Origin of the sequence: Streptoalloteichus hindustanus, assembly GCF_900129375.1 — a bacterium.
In the GTDB taxonomy this organism is placed as follows: Bacteria; Actinomycetota; Actinomycetes; order Mycobacteriales; family Pseudonocardiaceae; genus Streptoalloteichus; species Streptoalloteichus hindustanus.
Genome location: NZ_FQVN01000015.1, coordinates 106,925 through 122,487, shown reverse-complemented (window position 1 = coordinate 122,487; position 15,563 = coordinate 106,925). Strand labels below are relative to the sequence as shown.

Below are 15,563 nucleotides of genomic sequence, written 5' to 3'. Positions count from 1 at the left end.
AAGCTAAGTCCTCCAGCGCCGATGGTACTGCACTCGTGGGGGTGTGGGAGAGTAGGACGCCGCCGAACTTTTGTTGGGGTTGTGGCCCGCACCGTTGTGGTGCGGGCCACAATCTTTTGTGGGGTGTGTGTGGGGGGTTCCTTGTGGGGCCCCCTTTTTTTGTTGGTGGGGGGCTTGTCCTCTGGGGCGGGTGGGGGCTGTCCCGAGAACGTGCGGACTCGCGCTTGAAGCGGGTTGAACGGGCAGGTAGAGCCCATGTCGGCCGGTGAGCCTCTCGGAGGCCGGGAGCGGTGACAGAAATCCGAACGCTTACTGGGCGCGGTGCGCCAGGGCGAATTCCGTCAGATACCGCTTGGTGATTCTGCCGCCGTGGTTGTCGTCGATCAGACGCCTGATGTCCGAGAACAGGGCCTGCCGTGCCGTGGCGGACAACGCCCGGTGGTTGGAGTACGTGAACAGCAGGTCGAGGTACTCGCTGGTGGTGTAGAGCTGCTCCCACTCGTAGCGGAGGAACCGCACGGGCCCGAACCGGCCCGACTGGTCGAACTCACCGCTGTCGCGCGGGATGTCGTCGGCCGCGGTGAGGCGGAGGTTCGGCGAGGTGCCGGGCATGAAGCGCTCGTAGAACTCCTGGACGTCGACGAAGAAGGCCGCGGTGCCGCCGGCGACGTGGTGCGTTGAGATCACGGCCAGGGCGCCGTCGGGACGCAGGGCGTCCGCGGCCTTGGCCGTCCGCACCGCCGGGTCGACCCAGTGGAAGGACGTCGCCGCGAGGACGAGGTCGAACCCCTCGGCGGGGAGGGGCCACTCCTCGAACGACGTGACCTCGAAGCGCACCGACGGGAACGGGACGAGCTTGCGCCGGGCGACGGCCGCCATCTCCGCGCCCAGTTCGACCGCGGTGACGGCGCAGCCGAGGCGGGCCAGCGGCAGGGTGGCCTGACCGGTGCCGCACCCGATCTCCAGGACGCGGCTGGCCGGGGTGAGGGGGACCAGGGCGGCCAGGTCGTCGAACAGCGCGGGCGGGTACGTGGGCCGGCACCGGTCGTAGAGCTCGGCGTCTTCGGTGAACGTCGCCCGCAGGCGCTCTCGGTCTGCCTCGCTCATCGGGGCAGGCTATCCCCCGCTTCTGGGAAGGCCACCGTGTTGACGGCCGCTGGTGGGCCAGGCCCCGGTGCTGGTGTCCGTGGGCGGCCAGTGGGCGCGGCCCGTCGCGATCTCTTCCGGGTGGAGATGCGCTGGCGGCCCTGCGAGTGGCCGTCGTTGCCGTTTGGGTCGTGGCTGTGCGCCCCAGGAACAGTTCGCGAGGACGAGTGCCGGACCGTGTGCCGCTGCGAATCGAGCTGACCCGGAGAGGGAGATCGGTTACTGAGAGTGGGGATTTGCCGGGGTTGCTCGCCCGTATGGCGAGGAAACTCACTCCCACTTGCCCTGCTCGGTAACTGGCCGTTAGCGTCGACGGCTGGAAATCACGGTTTGGTCAAGATCGGGACACAAGATCGACAATCCCCCGTGTCGATGTCGCCGGCCTCCCCCGCCGGTCGTTCCGGACCAGACCTCCCCGAGTGATGGAAGGTCCCCGAACATTGGCTCGACACCGCGTTTCCCGCGGTGAGCACCCCTCCCCGGCTCCCAGGGCCGCGCTCCGGCGCGTGGCCCAGGGCGTCCGGGGTGTTCACCGGCAGCTTCCCTCCGCTTCTGTCGTGCGTACCCGCGTCGTGGTGGCCGCTCTGGTCGCCGGCGCGTTCGCGGTCGGCGCCACCCACGTCGACGCCGTCGGCCGGGCCGCCGGCGAGATCACCCCGCTGGGCGACACCGCCCAGCTCGCCTCCTCGGTGACCAGGGCCACCGCGCCCGAGGTGCTGCCGGCCGCCCAGATCGCCGACCCGGCGTGGGACGCCGCCGAGCTCGGCCGCGCCGCCCAGCTCCAGGCCGACCAGGTGGCCAGGGTGGCCGGCGAGCAGGCCGCCGCGGCGGAGAAGGCGGCGCAGGAGGCGCAGGCCGCCGCCGAGCGCGCCGCCCAGGAGGCGGCGGCGAAGGCCGCCGCGGCCGCCGCCGAGCGGGAGCGGGCCGCCAGGGAGGCCGCCGCCCGGCAGCCGCTGTACGTCAAGCCGGCCGAGGGCGTGTTCACCTCGGGCTTCGGCGCCCGCTGGGGCACGACCCACAAGGGCGTCGACATCGCCAACGCGATCGGCACCCCGGTGCGCTCCGTGGCCGACGGCGTGGTCGTCGAGGCCGGCCCGGCCAGCGGCTTCGGCCTGTGGGTCCGGGTGCGGCACACCGACGGGACGATCAGCGTCTACGGCCACGTCAACGAGATCCTCGCCAGCGCCGGCCAGCAGGTGAAGGCGGGCACCCAGATCGCCACGATGGGCAACCGCGGTCAGTCCACCGGCCCGCACCTGCACTTCGAGGTGTGGCTCAACGGCAGCCAGAAGATCAATCCTCTGCCCTGGCTGGCGGAGCGCGGCATCCAGCTCTGAGCCGCGTGGTCGGGGTCGCCCCCTGACCGACCCCGACCGACGGGAACGGCGCGGGGAACCCGGAAGTGCTCCGGGTTCCCCGCGCCGCTCGCGTTCCTCGTCACATCGCCCGAGCGGATGAACGCGTTTCGGCGGGCTACGCTCGGGTTATGTCCTCCGACCAGGCCGCGCCCCCCGAAGAACGGTCACTGCACGTGGTCGGAGACGTCCACGGCCATCGTGATCCGCTGGTGGCCGCGCTGGCCGTGGCGGGCCTGACGGACGAGGCGGGCGACTGGACCGGCGGCGACGGCCGGTTGTGGTTCCTGGGTGACTTCACCGACCGGGGGCCGGACGGGGTCGGCGTGATCGAGCTGGTGATGCGGCTGGCCGAGCAGGCGGCCGCGGCCGGCGGTGAGGTCGGGGCCGTGCTCGGCAACCACGAGTTCCTCCTGCTCGGCGCCCACCACTTCCCCGACGAGCCGGTGGCGCCGAACCCGCGCACGTACGAGGAGCTGTGGCAGCTCAACGGTGGGCGCGCCGAGGACATGGAGCGGCTGACCGACGAGCACGTCGACTGGCTGTCCGGGCTGCCGGTGGCGGCGGTGGTCGACGACCACCTGTTGGTCCACTCCGACACCACCGCCTACCTGGAGCTGGGCGACTCGCTGGCGGAGGTCAACGCCGAGGTGTCCCGGGTGTTGGCCGAGCGGTCGCCGGAGTACTGGACCGACCGGATGCGGTTGTTGTTCCGGCGGGGCGAGTTCCTCGACCCCGAGGACGGGCCGGAGGCGGCGGACCGGGTGCTCGGCCAGCTCGGTGGCCGCCGGATCGTGCACGGGCACAGCCCGATCCCGGTGGTGCGGGGCGTGGACCCGTGGAACGTCGAGGGTCCTTACGTGTATGCCGGTGGGCGGGTGGTCGACGTCGACGGCGGGTTGTTCTTCGGTGGCCCGTGCCTGGTGGTGCCGCTGCCGTTCGCAGAGGTGGATTAGTCCTTCGTGGACTGTCCATAGAGGACGGCAAACGAGTGGCTGTCGAGGTTTGTGTCACTCGCGTCTCGGGCATCGTGTTCGTGTTCGTGTTCGTCGCTGGAAGTCCTGTGTCGCCAAGCCAAGTGCGACTCCCCAGACGAGGAAGCTGACGACGGGGAACACCTCCGGGGCGATCGCGTGGCGAACCCTCGGTGGCGCCTCGCCGAGCACGTCCCGGAGCAGTCCGGTGACCGCGGGCAGATTCGGGGCGACCAGGACGGCGGCCGCGGCCCATCCAGCGGTAAGCAGTGTCCAACGTGGAAGGACGCGGGGCCGGGCCTGGGTGAGGGCCAGCGCCAACACCATGGCGAGCACGCCGGAAACGACCGCGCCCCAACCGTTGGCGAAGTCGGCCTCCCGCTCGCCGGTGGCGCCCGCAGTGCCGCCGAGTGACCAGTACACCTTGGTCAGCGTGTGGGGGAGCGCGGCGACCAGAGCCAGAAGGCCGAACCAGGGGCGGGTTCGGTGGGCTGGGCGGCCACAACCGCGGCATCCCTCGGCCGCCGATCGCTGGTATCCCCGCAACGCGACCGCGGTCGTGCTGGTCGCGGCCAGCGCCAGCCCCCTGGTCAGCATCCCGGGCCAGTCCACTTCGGACGGAATGATCAGCACGCCGGCCAGCAGGGCGACCGCGCGCAGCAGGTCGAAGACGAGGCCGCCGGCCGACCAGAGGAGAAGCGCGCACCCGGCGCTGCCCGTGGTGAGCACGAGCGAGCGCGGCGCGCGGCGTCCGGCGGTCCTTGCCAGGACCAGGGCGGGGACGGCGAGGGCCGCGCCGACCGTCGGGGACCAGTCCGGGGCGAAGTCGTCCGCGTAGTCCCGCCCGCCGGGCAGGTGCGGTTCGGCGAGGGCGGCGCCGAACGCGGCGGCGCAGAGGGCCGCGGCGGTTCTGGTGATCGAGGTCGGCGTGCTCGGCGGTTCCTGGGCGCGGACTGTGGCCGCGTCCCGGAAGGTGGGCATCGTGTCCTCCCCCACAGTGGCTGCTGGCCACTGTGCGGGTTCGCGGGGCCGCTGACCTCCCGCTCGGGTCCGATCGGCGTCCCTCCCGGGCGGGAACGGCGGGGGGAACGCCTGTTGATGATCTCCACCCCGTCGGGTCATGCTTTCGGGCTAACGCTCACCGTTCGGGTGAGCACGGTCCGTGAGGGAGTGGGGCTGATGGGTCCGGTATGGGGCAGACGTCGTCTGGGGGCGCTGGTGATGGCGGCGGCCGGGGCGCTGGCCGTGGGCACGGCCGCGCCGGCGGTCGCGGCGGAGCCGGTGGCCGGCGCGACGCCGACCACGGGCGTGGCACCGACCACGGGCGTGGCGCTGCCGGTCCCGACCGGCCCGCACCGCGTGGGCGCGACCTCGCTGCACCTGGTGGACAGTCGACGGCAGGACCCGTGGGCGCCGAAGCCCGGCCCACGGGAGCTGATGGTGACGGTCTGGTACCCGGCGACCGCCGCGGCGGCCTGGTTCCCCCGGGCCCGGTACACCACCGCGAAGGTCGGCGCGGAGTACGACGCCCGGTTCGACGTGCCGGCCGGGTCGGTGGCCGCGGTGCGGCCGAACGCCAGGGAGAAGGCGCCGGCGATCGCGGCGCCCGGTGGCCTGCCGGTGCTGCTCTACAGCCCGGGGCGGGGCAACTCGCGGATCACCGGCACGGCGGTGGCCGAGGAGTTGGCCAGCCGCGGGTTCGTGGTCGTGGGGGTGGACCACACCCACGACAGCCCCACCGAGCTGCCCGGTGGTCGGTTCGTCCCGCAGAGCCTGCCGGACCCGACGCCCGAGACGCTGCCGGCGGAGACCCGGGTGCGGGCCGACGACCTGGGCTTCGTGCTCGACGAGATCACCGGCGCGCGGCAGCCCTCGGTGCTGGCCGGCCGGCTGGACCGGAGCCGGATCGGCGCGTTCGGCCACTCCATCGGCGGGGCCGCCGCGGCCGAGCTGGCCAGGACGGACGCGCGGGTCCGGGCGGGGGCCGACATCGATGGCACGCTGTGGGGCGCGGCCCGGGGCGGTCTGGACCGGCCGTTCCTGCTGCTGACCCAGGAGGGGCCGGAGGAGTCGCTGACGTCGTTCCGGGCGAGCCACCGCGCCTGGGGGCGGCAGGTGCTGGTGGGCGGCGCCGGCCACATGAGCTTCGTGGACCCCGGTGTGCTGGCGACGGCCTACAACCTCAAGGACAAGTGGCCGGCTGACCAGTACCAGGGCGTGTTCGGGACCATCGACGGCGTGCGCGCCGCCGAGGTGACCCGCGCCTACGTCACCGCGTTCTTCGACCACCACCTGCGGGGCGGCTCGTCCGCGCTGCTGGACGCGGCCTCGCCGCGCTTCCCGGAGGCCAGGATCGACTGGCGTCGGGACTGAGCCGTAGGAGATCGGGCTGCAGGGGACTGGGCGCTCGTCGCCCGCGGGGCGTCCGCGCCGCCTACTCGGCGGTGCTGGCGCCCCGTTCGTGTTCCCGGCGCGCGTCCGGCAGCAGGGACCGGAACTGGGCGAGCAGCTCGTCCCGCCCGGGGGCGGCGCCGGTGACCAGCGCGTCGAGCACGACGCTGTTGAGCAGGTGGGTGAGCACTTCGGCCGTGAGTGGGTCGGGGACGTGGCCCGCCAGGGCCCGGGTGCAGTCCAGCATCCAGCGCCGGGCCGGGGTGCGGAGCGCGGGGCGGTGCAGGGCGGCCAGGTACAGCTCGTACGCGACGACGACGCACTCCCGTTCGGGTCCCAGCCAGCGCTCGACCAGCGCGGTGAGAGCGTGCGGCACGTCGTCGGGAGCGCTGCGCTCCAGGAACTCGGACGTCTGCCGGGCCATGTCGTCGGCGGAGCGGAGCAACACGGCTTCGATCAGGTCGTCGAGGGTGGCGAAGTAGTACGTGGTGGAGCCGAGCGGGACCTCGGCGGCCTGCGCGACCACCCGGTGCGTCAGCCCGGCGACGCCCCGCTCGGCCACGACGCGGGTCGCCGCGTCCACGATCTCCTGCCGCCGTCGCGCGCCGCGGCCCTCGCCCCGCGTCATCAGTGCGCCCCGGACAGGTTCAGCGCGACCACACCGGCGATGACCAGCGCCAGTCCACCCACCTTGAGCGGGTTCACCGGCTCGCCGAGGGCGAGGACGCCGACGGCGGCGACCAGGGCCACCCCGGCGCCGGCCCAGATCGCGTAGGCGACGCTCATCGGCACGGTGCGCATGACCTGCGCGAGCAGCGCGAAGGCGACGAGGTAGCCGGCGACGGCGCCCACCGAGGGCCACAGCCTGGTGAAGCCCTCGGAGAGCTTGAGCAGGGACGTCGCCCCGATCTCGACGAGGATCGCGACGGCGAGGAGCAGGTAGCCCATGAACACCCCCAACATGTACGTATGTCCATGTACAAGAGTACAAGTTGGTGGTGTCCGGTCCTGGTGCGAGTCGTGTCGCCCGGCCGCGGCGCGGGTCAGGGGCGGGTGCCCGAGTTCAGGAACCAGTCCGAGCGGCGGGCCTGCCGCAGCGCCTCCTTGCGGTTGGCCGGGTCGAGCCGGTCCAGGTACAGCAGGCCGTCGAGGTGGTCGGTCTCGTGCTGGAGGCACCGGGCCATCAGGCCCTCGCCGCTGACCACCACCGGCTCGTTGCGCACGTCCACGCCCCGCACGACCGCCCGCGCGGCCCGGCGCGTCGGGAACCACAGGTCGGGCACGGACAGGCAGCCCTCCTCGCCGTCCTGGACCTCCGGGGAGACCTCGACCACCTCCGGGTTGACCACGTACCCGTGCTCGCCGTCGACCTGGTAGCTGAACACCCGCAGGCCGACGCCGATCTGCGGCGCCGCCACCCCGGCCCGCCCCGGGCGGTCCACGGTGTCGAGCAGGTCGCGCACCAGCGCGCGCAGGTCGTCGCCGAAGGTCGTGACCGGGCTGGCGGGACTGCGCAGCACCGGGTCGCCGAAGATCCGGATCGGTCGGACGGGCACGGGCCACCTCCTGGAGGTTGACGGGCGGGACGCCTCGCCGATGATCCCATCTCCGCGGAGTGGCTGGTCTGTCAGGTGGGGACTCCGGTTTCCCCAGTGGAAAAGGAGGCTTCGCGGGGAATCCACAGAGGACGGTTGATCGGCGCCAGGAGTCCACTGTGGACATGGTGGTCGCGGTGGCGGCCCGGCTCGCCCGCTCCGACCCGCGAGCGCTTCCTCCTTGTGGGCAAAGGACTTCCGTCGCGATCAGCCGCCGGCGCTCACCGCGTGCGGCTGGCGTGCCGGCGGAAGACGTGCGGGTTCGGCCGGTGTCCACTGCGGAACGGCTCCGAAGTGGCCGGCCGACGCCGGGTGGTCGCTGATGACGGCTCGACGACGGGTGGACGTGGTCCTTCACCTGAGGAGCGCTCTGCCGGGTGGACGTGCGGGCCCCTTACGTACCCGTGCGGCGGGAGGAGTGGTCGTCGTCCCGCCGCATGGGCGCGTAGCTGGGTCAGCGGGCGACCCGGCGGTGCAGCCGTTCGGTGACTTCCCGCGCCGTGGCGAGCTCGATCAGCGAGGACGGGGTGCACCCGCGGAAGCCCAGGTCGCGCAGCTCCTCCAGCAGTTCCGGGAGGGTCACGCCGAGGGACTCCGCGAGGCAGTACGCGCGTTGGGCTCCGGTTCTCGGCCGGGGCAGGTGTTCGACGGGCGGTACCCAGACGAGTGGACTGGAGCCCGGGCCGCGATGAGCTGTCGTGTTCGCACTGTCACTCGACATTGCTCAGCCCCCGTTCAGGTGGTGGAGAGCGCACGCCATCACACGAGGTGCGGACGGGGTGCACTCGCACGGTACGTCACAATCGCCCGGTCGGTACCCCACTGATTGGGTGACCTACCGTTAGTGACCACATTCGTCACCCTTCGCTCAGGCGGGGGATGTTGACGCGAGGGTCGTTCGCTTTCCGGCCGGGTCGGGGGAGACGGGATGGACGTCGGGCTGTTCCGGTGGGAGCCAGGTCGCGGCCTGGCGTCCGTGCGCCCCGACGCGCCGCGGCGGCTGCTGGTCGCTGACTCGTGGCTGGTCGAGGACGGCCGGGTCCGCGGCCTGGACCTGCACGAGCGCCGGTTCGCCGCCGGCTGCGCCGAGGTCGGCGGCACCGCCGGCGGCGAGCTGGCCGCGTTCTGGGCGGCGGCGCTGGCGCGGCTGCCCCGGCGGGGAGCGTGGTTCCCCCGGGTGGAGCTCGACGCCGCCGACGCCGGCCCGCGTCTCCAGGTGCGGGTCCGGCCCGCGCCGCGGCGTGGCGAGGTGGTCCGGGTCTGGGCCGCTGGCCCCGCCGACCGCCGCCGGGCGCCCCGTCGCAAGGGGCCGGACCTCGGCTGGTTGACCGCGCTGCGCGGCGAGGCGGCCGGGGTCGGCGCGGACGAGGTCCTGCTCACCACGGGCGCGGGCCTGCTGCGGGAGACCGCGACCGCGAGCCTGCTGTGGTGGGACGGCGCTGCGCTGTGCGTGCCCGACCCGGCGCTGCGCGTCCTGCCGGGTGTGACCGCTGCGCTGGTTCGCCGCGAGGCCGAAGCGCGGGGGATCGCGGTGCGGCGCCGGCGGTGCACCCTGTCCGCCCTGGCCGGACGTGAGGTCTGGCTCGTCAACGCCCTGCACGGCATCCGCCCGGTGGTGGAGTGAGTGGGTCGGCGCGGAGGTCGCAGTCGGTACGGCGGACCGGGCGGCGGACTGGCGGCGGTGGTGGGCCTCCTGCGCTGGGCCGATGCCGACGGCGCGACATCGACGGACAATGACCGCTACAGCGGTCCACGGCGACCCCTGATGACAGCGACCTCCCTGTCCGGGCTGTCCGGCGCTTCCCGGTCTCGCCGCCGGGGTCGGGGACGCCGCCGTCCCCGCGCCACGCGACGGGAGGCCACCATGTCGGCCAGGTACGTCTACGACTTCGCCGAGGGGAACCGCGACCTCGCGGACCTGCTCGGTGGCAAGGGCGCGAACCTCGCGGAGATGACCCGGCTGGGGCTGCCGGTCCCGCCCGGGTTCGTGATCACCACCGAGGCCTGCCGGCGTCACCTGCGGACCGGCGCGCCGCCCGAGGAGCTGTGGCCCCAGGTGCGCGCGCACCTGGCGGAGCTGGAGCGGCGGGCCGGCCGCCGGCTCGGCGACCCCGAGGACCCGCTGCTGGTGTCGGTGCGTTCCGGGGCCCGGTTCTCCATGCCCGGGATGATGGAGACGGTGCTCAACGTCGGGCTCACCGACGCCTCGGTGGCCGGACTCGCCCAGCGCTTCGCCGACGAGCGGTTGGCGTGGGACAGCTACCGGCGACTGGTGCACATGTTCGGCACCACCGTGCTGGGCATGCGCGACGAGCCCTTCGTCGACGCCCTGCACCGGGCCGCGCCCGGGGGCGAGCTGCGCATGGGCGTGACCGACCTGCGGTCCCTGGTGGGGGTCTACCGGGACCTGGTGGTCAGCCACACCGGGCGGGAGTTCCCGCAGGACCCCTGGGAGCAGTTGGAGCTGGCGGTGCGCGCGGTCTTCGCGAGCTGGAACACGCCGCGCGCCGTGCTCTACCGCCAACGCGAGCGGATTCCCGACGACCTGGGCACCGCGGTGAGCGTGGTCGCGATGGTGTTCGGCAACGCCGGCCCCGACTCCGGCACCGGCGTGGCGTTCACCAGGGACCCGGCCACCGGTCGGCAGGGCGCCTACGGCGACTACCTGCCCAACGCGCAGGGCGAGGACGTGGTGGCCGGTGTGCGCACCCCGGTGCCGCTGCGCGAGCTGGAGCGGCTCGATCCCTTGTCCCACCAGCGGTTGCTGGACGTGATGTCCACATTGGAGCGCCACTACCGCGACCTGTGCGACATCGAGTTCACGATCGAGCGCGGGAAACTGTGGATTCTGCAGACCCGGGTGGGCAAGCGCACCGCGGCCGCGGCGTTCGTGGTCGCCGCGCGGCTGGCCGAGGAGGGCCTGATCGACGCCGACGAGGCGTTGCGCCGGGTCTCCGGCGCGCGGCTGGCCCAGCTGCTGTTCCCCCGGTTCGACCCCGGGACCGACCGGCCCCGGCTGGCCACCGGCGTCAACGCCAGCCCCGGCGCGGCCGTCGGCGAGGTCGTCTTCGACTCGGCGACGGCGGCGGCCTGGGCGGCGCGCGGGCGGCGGGTGGTGTTGGTGCGCCGCGAGACCAACCCGGACGACCTGCCCGGGCTGGTCGCCGCGCAGGGCGTGCTGACCAGCCGGGGCGGCAAGACCTCGCACGCCGCCGTGGTGGCCAGGGGCATGGGCAAGCCCTGCGTGTGCGGCGCGGACGAGCTGGAGGTGGACGTGGCCGGGCGGCGCCTGGTGGGGCCCGGCGAGGTGGTCGTCGAGGAGGGCGCCGTGGTGTCCGTCGACGGCACCACCGGGGCCGTCTACCTGGGCGAGGTGCCGGTGGTGCCCTCCGCTGTCGCCGAGTACTTCGAGCGGGGCGCGCTGCCCGCCCCCGGCACGGAGGACGGCGGTGCGGAGCTGGTCCGCGCCGTCGACACCCTCGTGCGGCACGCCGACGCCGTGCGGCGACTGGGGGTGCGGGCCAACGCCGACACCCCCGAGGACGCCGAGCGGGCGCGCCGGATGGGCGCGGGCGGCATCGGGCTGTGCCGGACCGAGCACATGTTCCTGGGGGAGCGGCGCAAGCACGTCGAACGGCTGGTGCTGGCCGACACCGACGCCGAGCGGGAACGCGCGCTGGCCGAGCTGCTTCCCCTGCAGCGCGGCGACTTCGTGGGCATCCTGCGCGCGATGGACGGCCTGCCGGTCACGATCCGGCTGCTCGATCCGCCGCTGCACGAGTTCCTGCCCGACCTCGCGGACCTGACCGCCCGGGTGGCGGTCGCGCGGGCGCTGGCCGAGGAACGCCCCGAGGACGAGCGGTTGCTGCGCGCGGTGCGCCGGCTGCACGAGCACAACCCGATGCTGGGATTGCGGGGTGTGCGGCTCGGTCTGGTGCTGCCTGGCCTCTACGCGATGCAGGTGCGGGCGATCGCCGAGGCCGCGGTGGAGTGCGCGGAGACCGGCGGCAACCCCCGGCCGCAGATCATGGTTCCGCTGGTGGCCGACGCGACCGAGGTGGCACTGGCCAGGGCGGAGGTCCGGTCGGTGCTGGCCGAGGTCGCGGCCGGGCTGGACGTGCCGGTCGGCACGATGATCGAGGTGCCCCGCGCGGCGCTGACCGCCGACCGGGTCGCCGAGCACGCCGACTTCTTCAGCCTCGGCACCAACGACCTGACCCAGATGGTGTGGGGGTTCTCCCGCGACGACGTGGAGTCCGCGTTCTTCCCGCGCTACCTGGAGCTCGGCGTCCTGCCCGACTCGCCGTTCGAGACCCTGGACGTGGTCGGCGTCGGCGAGCTGGTCCGGCAGGCCGTGCGGCGCGGCCGGGCCGCACGGCCCGACCTGGAGGTCGGCGTGTGCGGGGAGCACGGCGGCGACCCGGCCTCGGTCCACTTCTTCGCCGAGGCCGGGCTGGACTACGTGTCCTGCTCACCCTTCCGGGTGCCGGTCGCCCGGCTGGAGGCCGGCCGGGCCGCGCTGGCCCGGTGAGGCCACCCGCGAGAGTGGCTACGCGGTTGGACACCGCCCGTCCGGGGTACGTCACCTGCGCGAACCCGCGCGACGCGAGGAGGCGGAGATGGCTGCGACGGGCACCGACGCGATCACCCTGATCACCAGGGACCACCGGGAGATGGAGCGCCTGTTCGAGGAGATGCGGACCGACGTCGAGCGGCGGCCCGAACTGGTCCGCACGCTGGGCGCGATGCTCATCGCCCACAGCAGGGCCGAGGAGGAGCACGTCTACCCGGAGGTGGCCAAGGCCGCGCCCCAGGAGGCGGACGAGGTGGAGCACAGCAAGGAGGAGCACGAGGAGGCCGAGCGCATCCTCCACCAGCTCGAACAGACCGACCCCGCGTCCGACGAGTTCGAGAGCGTCCTGGACGAGCTGGTCGGGGCGGTCGAGCACCACGTCCAGGAGGAGGAGAGCGAGGTGCTGCCGGCCCTGGCCGAGGCGGTCGGGCAGAAGCGGCTCCGCGAGTTGGGCAAGATCTTCAAGGAGCGCCGCGCCCAGGAGATGACCGCCTACGAGGCCGAGTCCACCCGGCTGACCCCCGCGCCCCGCCAGTCGGAGGAGACCGCCAGGGGCCGCAGGACGTCCGCCGCTGGTTCCGGCCGGAAGGGGTCGACCAGGCAGAAGGAGCCCGCCGGGTCCGCCAAGGGCGCGCCGGCGCAGCGGGAGCCGAGCCGGGACGAGCTGTACGAGAAGGCGCGGGAGCTCGGCGTCGAGGGGCGGTCGAAGATGACCAAGGACGAGCTCGCCGCCGCGGTGAGCGGAGGCCGTCGCCGGCGGTGACCGCGCCGGGATGAACACGTCGGGATGACCCGGCGGGATGACCCGAACGGGGGCGCGCGCGTCGGCCCTCCCCTGGAGCAAGATCGCTGTCGACGACATCGCTCGGGAACGCGACGGTCGTGGGCGCGCCGGCGGCGGGCCGCGGCCGGGAGGGACAGCCCATGGGGGAGGCCGACGCCGGCCGGGTGGCCACGCCCGCGACGGGACGGCAGCGCCAGCGGCGGGGGCGGCCGGGCGTGGACCGGTACGGCTGGCTGCGGCGGATCGTCTCGCTGGACCCGGAGCGCGACCACCAGGAGATCGTGCGGATCTCGTCGGGCTTCGAGTTCCCGTGGGACTACCGCAAGGCGCTGGAGTTCGCGCTGTTCCGCACCTACTGCACGCCCTCGGTCTCCGCGCTGCTGGACGCCACGGGGGAGTTCGCGCACCGGCCGCAGAAGCGGTACGACGACACCGCGATCCTCATGGCCGAGCTGGCCGAGCACGGCTACGACTCGGACCGGGGGCGCCAGGCGCTGCGCGTGATCAACCGGATGCACGGCCGCTACGTGATCAGCGACGAGGACATGCGGTACGTGCTGTCGACGTTCGTGTACGAGCCGGTGCGGTGGGTGGAGCGCTTCGGCTGGCGCCCGCTCACCGACCACGAGCGGCTCGCGGCGTTCCACTTCTACCGCGAGGTGGGCCGCCGCATGGGGATCAGGGAGATCCCGGACAGCTACGAGGAGTTCGAGCGCTTCAACGTCGAGTACGAGCGCGCGCACTTCCGCTACGGCGAGACGAATCGCCACATTGGACAGTACACAGTGGACCTCTTCGTCTCGTGGTTTCCCCGTCCGCTGCGGCCGTTGGTGCGCCGGTGCGTGGTGGCGATGCTGGACGAGCCGGTGCGGAAGTCCTTCGGGTTCCGGCCGGCCCCCGCGTGGCTCCGGCGACTGGTCCCCGCCGCGCTCCGGGCGCGCTCGGCGGTCGTGCGCCTTCTGCCGCCGCGCAGGTCGTCCCGGCTGGCGCACGACCGGCACAACCGCACTTACCCGGGTTATCCCACCGGCTACACGATCGCGGAGCTGGGCGCGCCCGAGCCCACCGACATCGACCCGCGCTGGTTGGCCCGCCGGCCGAAGAAGTGACGCCCGGGAGATCAATCAACTCCGTGACCGGAGGTACTCCCCGACGCGCTCGACGGCGTCGCACACCTTCGACGTCTCCTCGGCGGTGTAACACAGCCGGAAATAGCCCGGCCAGTGGCAGAACAACGTCCTTCCCGGCAGGAGGAGAACCCTCGCGTTGTCGGCGATGTCCTTGGCGAGCTGTTGTTCCGGCTCGTCCACCCAGTAGCCGTACTCGCCGCCGAACACCGGGTCCGCCGCGAGGCTCGACCCGTTCACCCGGGAGCTGTCCGGCAGGTGGTCGCGCAGGTCGAGCCAGCAGAACACCCCCGGGTTGCCGTTCTGCCGGTGGACGTGCGGAATTCCCTGTTCCCGCAACGCTCCCACGACCTCGCGGTAGGCGGCGGTGAGCAAACCCCGGTAGTCCGCCATGGCCCGCGTGGCGAAGTCCTCGTCGCCGATCTTCGCCTTGAGCAGGTGGCCGAACAGGTGTTGCTTGAGCGAGTCGAAGGGGCTGAACCAGGACAGGCTCTTCCACTCGTCGGCCGGTCGGTCGGAGCCCTGCATCGCGCGCCGAACCAGGGGAGAGGTGGAGACGACGAACCCGAGCCGGAACCCGGAGAGCCCGAAGTCCTTGGCGAAGCCCCACACCAGGTGCACGCGGGCCCGCTTCTCCTTGCTGGCGTCGCGGTAGGCGCGCAGCGCGAACGCGCTGACGAAGTCGGGATGGGCGTCCTCGACCTGGGAGTGCCGGTAGATCTCGTCGGAGATCACGTGCATGTCGGTCTCGTCCAACACCCACCGGTAGATCTCCTCCAGCAGGTCCTCGTCGTAGTTGACCCCCAACGGGTTGTGCGGGTTGGTCAGGACGAGGAGCTTCGGCGGGCGGTGCTTGTCGTTGCGGTACTCGCGTTTGATGTCCTCCAGCGTGAGCTCGAACCGCTCCGCGCCCGCCTCCAGCAGGTCGACCCCGACGCAGTGCAACTCGGGCCGCTGCTGGAACGACCACCGGAATCCCTGCCAACAGGGCGCGGGCAGCATCACGGCGTCGCCGGCACGGAGCACCCCGCCCTCGCGCAGCGCCAGGGCGATGCACTCCAACGCCGAGGAAACCCCGCAGGTGGCGTAGATGTTCCTGTGGTCCACGGTGATGTCGAAGGAGTCGCGGAACAGGGTCGCCATCCGCTTCCGCAGCGCCTCGGAGCCCATGGGCGGCGCGTACTTGATGGACCGCTCGGGAACCGCCGGCAGGTTCCGGAACACGTACGGCTTCAGGTGCTCGGGGTAGAGCAGGACGTTCTCCGCGACCGAGAGGTTCGTCGGCGGCTCGATCCCCTTCTCCCGCAACAGGTCCACGTACTGGACGAGCCGCTGCTCGGCGTCGGGGACGCTGGTCAGGGCCACCAGTTCGGCCGAGGACAGCTCCGGGCGGTCGAGCGTGGCGGTGGACCTCGGCGAGGAAGTCATGTCCGCTGCCTCTCTGACTGCGTCGCGCGAAGGCCGGATACGGCCCTGGAAGGGATGTGGGAGTCCTCTTCGGAGTGTTGGAGCCGGGAGTTTCGCGCGGCAACCGCGCCCGTGCGGGCGTCAACGCATCCAGCGACGCGAACGACGCCGTGTGGGGGAGCCCCGCCCGTGAACGTCCGTTTCGTTCAAG

14 protein-coding genes are annotated in these 15,563 nt (G+C 72.9%); 7 read left to right on the top strand and 7 right to left on the bottom strand.

Going from position 1 to position 15,563, the window contains the following annotated elements; all coding sequences use genetic code 11:
• Positions 1-309: 309 nt before the first annotated feature.
• Positions 310-1,107: a class I SAM-dependent methyltransferase gene (locus BUE43_RS29695; protein WP_073489634.1), complete on the bottom strand. Its 798-nt coding sequence runs from the start codon at positions 1,105-1,107 to the stop codon at positions 310-312.
• A gap of 596 nt (positions 1,108-1,703) precedes the next feature.
• Between BUE43_RS29695 and BUE43_RS29690 the strand changes: the two genes are divergently transcribed.
• Together BUE43_RS29690 and BUE43_RS29685 are read left to right on the top strand one after the other, a co-directional pair.
• Positions 1,704-2,483: a M23 family metallopeptidase gene (locus tag BUE43_RS29690; protein ID WP_234995993.1), complete on the top strand. Its 780-nt coding sequence runs from the start codon at positions 1,704-1,706 to the stop codon at positions 2,481-2,483.
• A gap of 149 nt (positions 2,484-2,632) precedes the next feature.
• Entirely contained in the window at positions 2,633-3,457 is an 825-nt protein-coding gene (locus BUE43_RS29685) for a metallophosphoesterase (protein WP_073489632.1), read from the top strand.
• 54 nt (positions 3,458-3,511) lie between these two features.
• Here BUE43_RS29685 and BUE43_RS29680 read toward each other — a convergent pair whose 3' ends face one another.
• Positions 3,512-4,456, bottom strand: coding sequence for a hypothetical protein (locus tag BUE43_RS29680; protein WP_073489631.1), 945 nt, complete (start codon positions 4,454-4,456; stop codon positions 3,512-3,514).
• Positions 4,457-4,654: 198 nt separating this feature from the next.
• Between BUE43_RS29680 and BUE43_RS29675 the strand changes: the two genes are divergently transcribed.
• On the top strand, positions 4,655-5,848 hold the full coding sequence (locus BUE43_RS29675; RefSeq protein ID WP_073489630.1) for an alpha/beta hydrolase family protein: 1,194 nt from the start codon (positions 4,655-4,657) through the stop codon (positions 5,846-5,848).
• A 61-nt stretch (positions 5,849-5,909) separates the two neighbouring features.
• On the opposite strand, the gene BUE43_RS29670 is transcribed toward BUE43_RS29675, so the two are convergent.
• The 4 genes from BUE43_RS29670 to BUE43_RS36085 form a co-directional block, all read right to left on the bottom strand.
• Entirely contained in the window at positions 5,910-6,494 is a 585-nt protein-coding gene (locus BUE43_RS29670) for a TetR/AcrR family transcriptional regulator (RefSeq protein WP_073489629.1), read from the bottom strand.
• The gene (locus tag BUE43_RS29665; protein WP_327083604.1) at positions 6,494-6,829 is read right to left on the bottom strand and encodes a DMT family transporter; all 336 of its coding nucleotides are present in this window, start codon (positions 6,827-6,829) and stop codon (positions 6,494-6,496) included. Before BUE43_RS29665 ends, BUE43_RS29670 begins: the two co-directional genes overlap by 1 nt.
• An 80-nt stretch (positions 6,830-6,909) precedes the next feature.
• Positions 6,910-7,422 (bottom strand): peptide deformylase, encoded by a 513-nt coding sequence (gene def, locus BUE43_RS29660; protein ID WP_073489628.1) that lies wholly within the window; start codon positions 7,420-7,422, stop codon positions 6,910-6,912.
• A 493-nt stretch (positions 7,423-7,915) separates the two neighbouring features.
• Positions 7,916-8,044, bottom strand: a complete 129-nt coding sequence (locus BUE43_RS36085) for a hypothetical protein (protein ID WP_268844456.1) — start codon at positions 8,042-8,044, stop codon at positions 7,916-7,918.
• A 345-nt stretch (positions 8,045-8,389) separates the two neighbouring features.
• Between BUE43_RS36085 and BUE43_RS29655 the strand changes: the two genes are divergently transcribed.
• The 4 genes from BUE43_RS29655 (at position 8,390) to BUE43_RS29640 (ending at position 13,927) form a co-directional block, all read left to right on the top strand.
• On the top strand, positions 8,390-9,085 hold the full coding sequence (locus BUE43_RS29655) for an aminotransferase class IV (protein WP_200797721.1): 696 nt from the start codon (positions 8,390-8,392) through the stop codon (positions 9,083-9,085).
• A 240-nt stretch (positions 9,086-9,325) separates the two neighbouring features.
• Complete coding sequence (gene ppdK, locus BUE43_RS29650) at positions 9,326-11,992, top strand: pyruvate, phosphate dikinase (protein WP_073489627.1); 2,667 nt, start codon at positions 9,326-9,328, stop codon at positions 11,990-11,992.
• Between the two features lie 88 nt (positions 11,993-12,080).
• The gene (locus BUE43_RS29645) at positions 12,081-12,797 is read left to right on the top strand and encodes a hemerythrin domain-containing protein (protein ID WP_073489626.1); all 717 of its coding nucleotides are present in this window, start codon (positions 12,081-12,083) and stop codon (positions 12,795-12,797) included.
• 161 nt (positions 12,798-12,958) lie between these two features.
• Positions 12,959-13,927: an oxygenase MpaB family protein gene (locus BUE43_RS29640; protein ID WP_083960305.1), complete on the top strand. Its 969-nt coding sequence runs from the start codon at positions 12,959-12,961 to the stop codon at positions 13,925-13,927.
• Positions 13,928-13,942: 15 nt separating this feature from the next.
• On the opposite strand, the gene BUE43_RS29635 is transcribed toward BUE43_RS29640, so the two are convergent.
• Positions 13,943-15,373, bottom strand: coding sequence for a pyridoxal phosphate-dependent aminotransferase (locus BUE43_RS29635; RefSeq protein WP_083960295.1), 1,431 nt, complete (start codon positions 15,371-15,373; stop codon positions 13,943-13,945).
• Positions 15,374-15,563 lie beyond the last annotated feature (190 nt).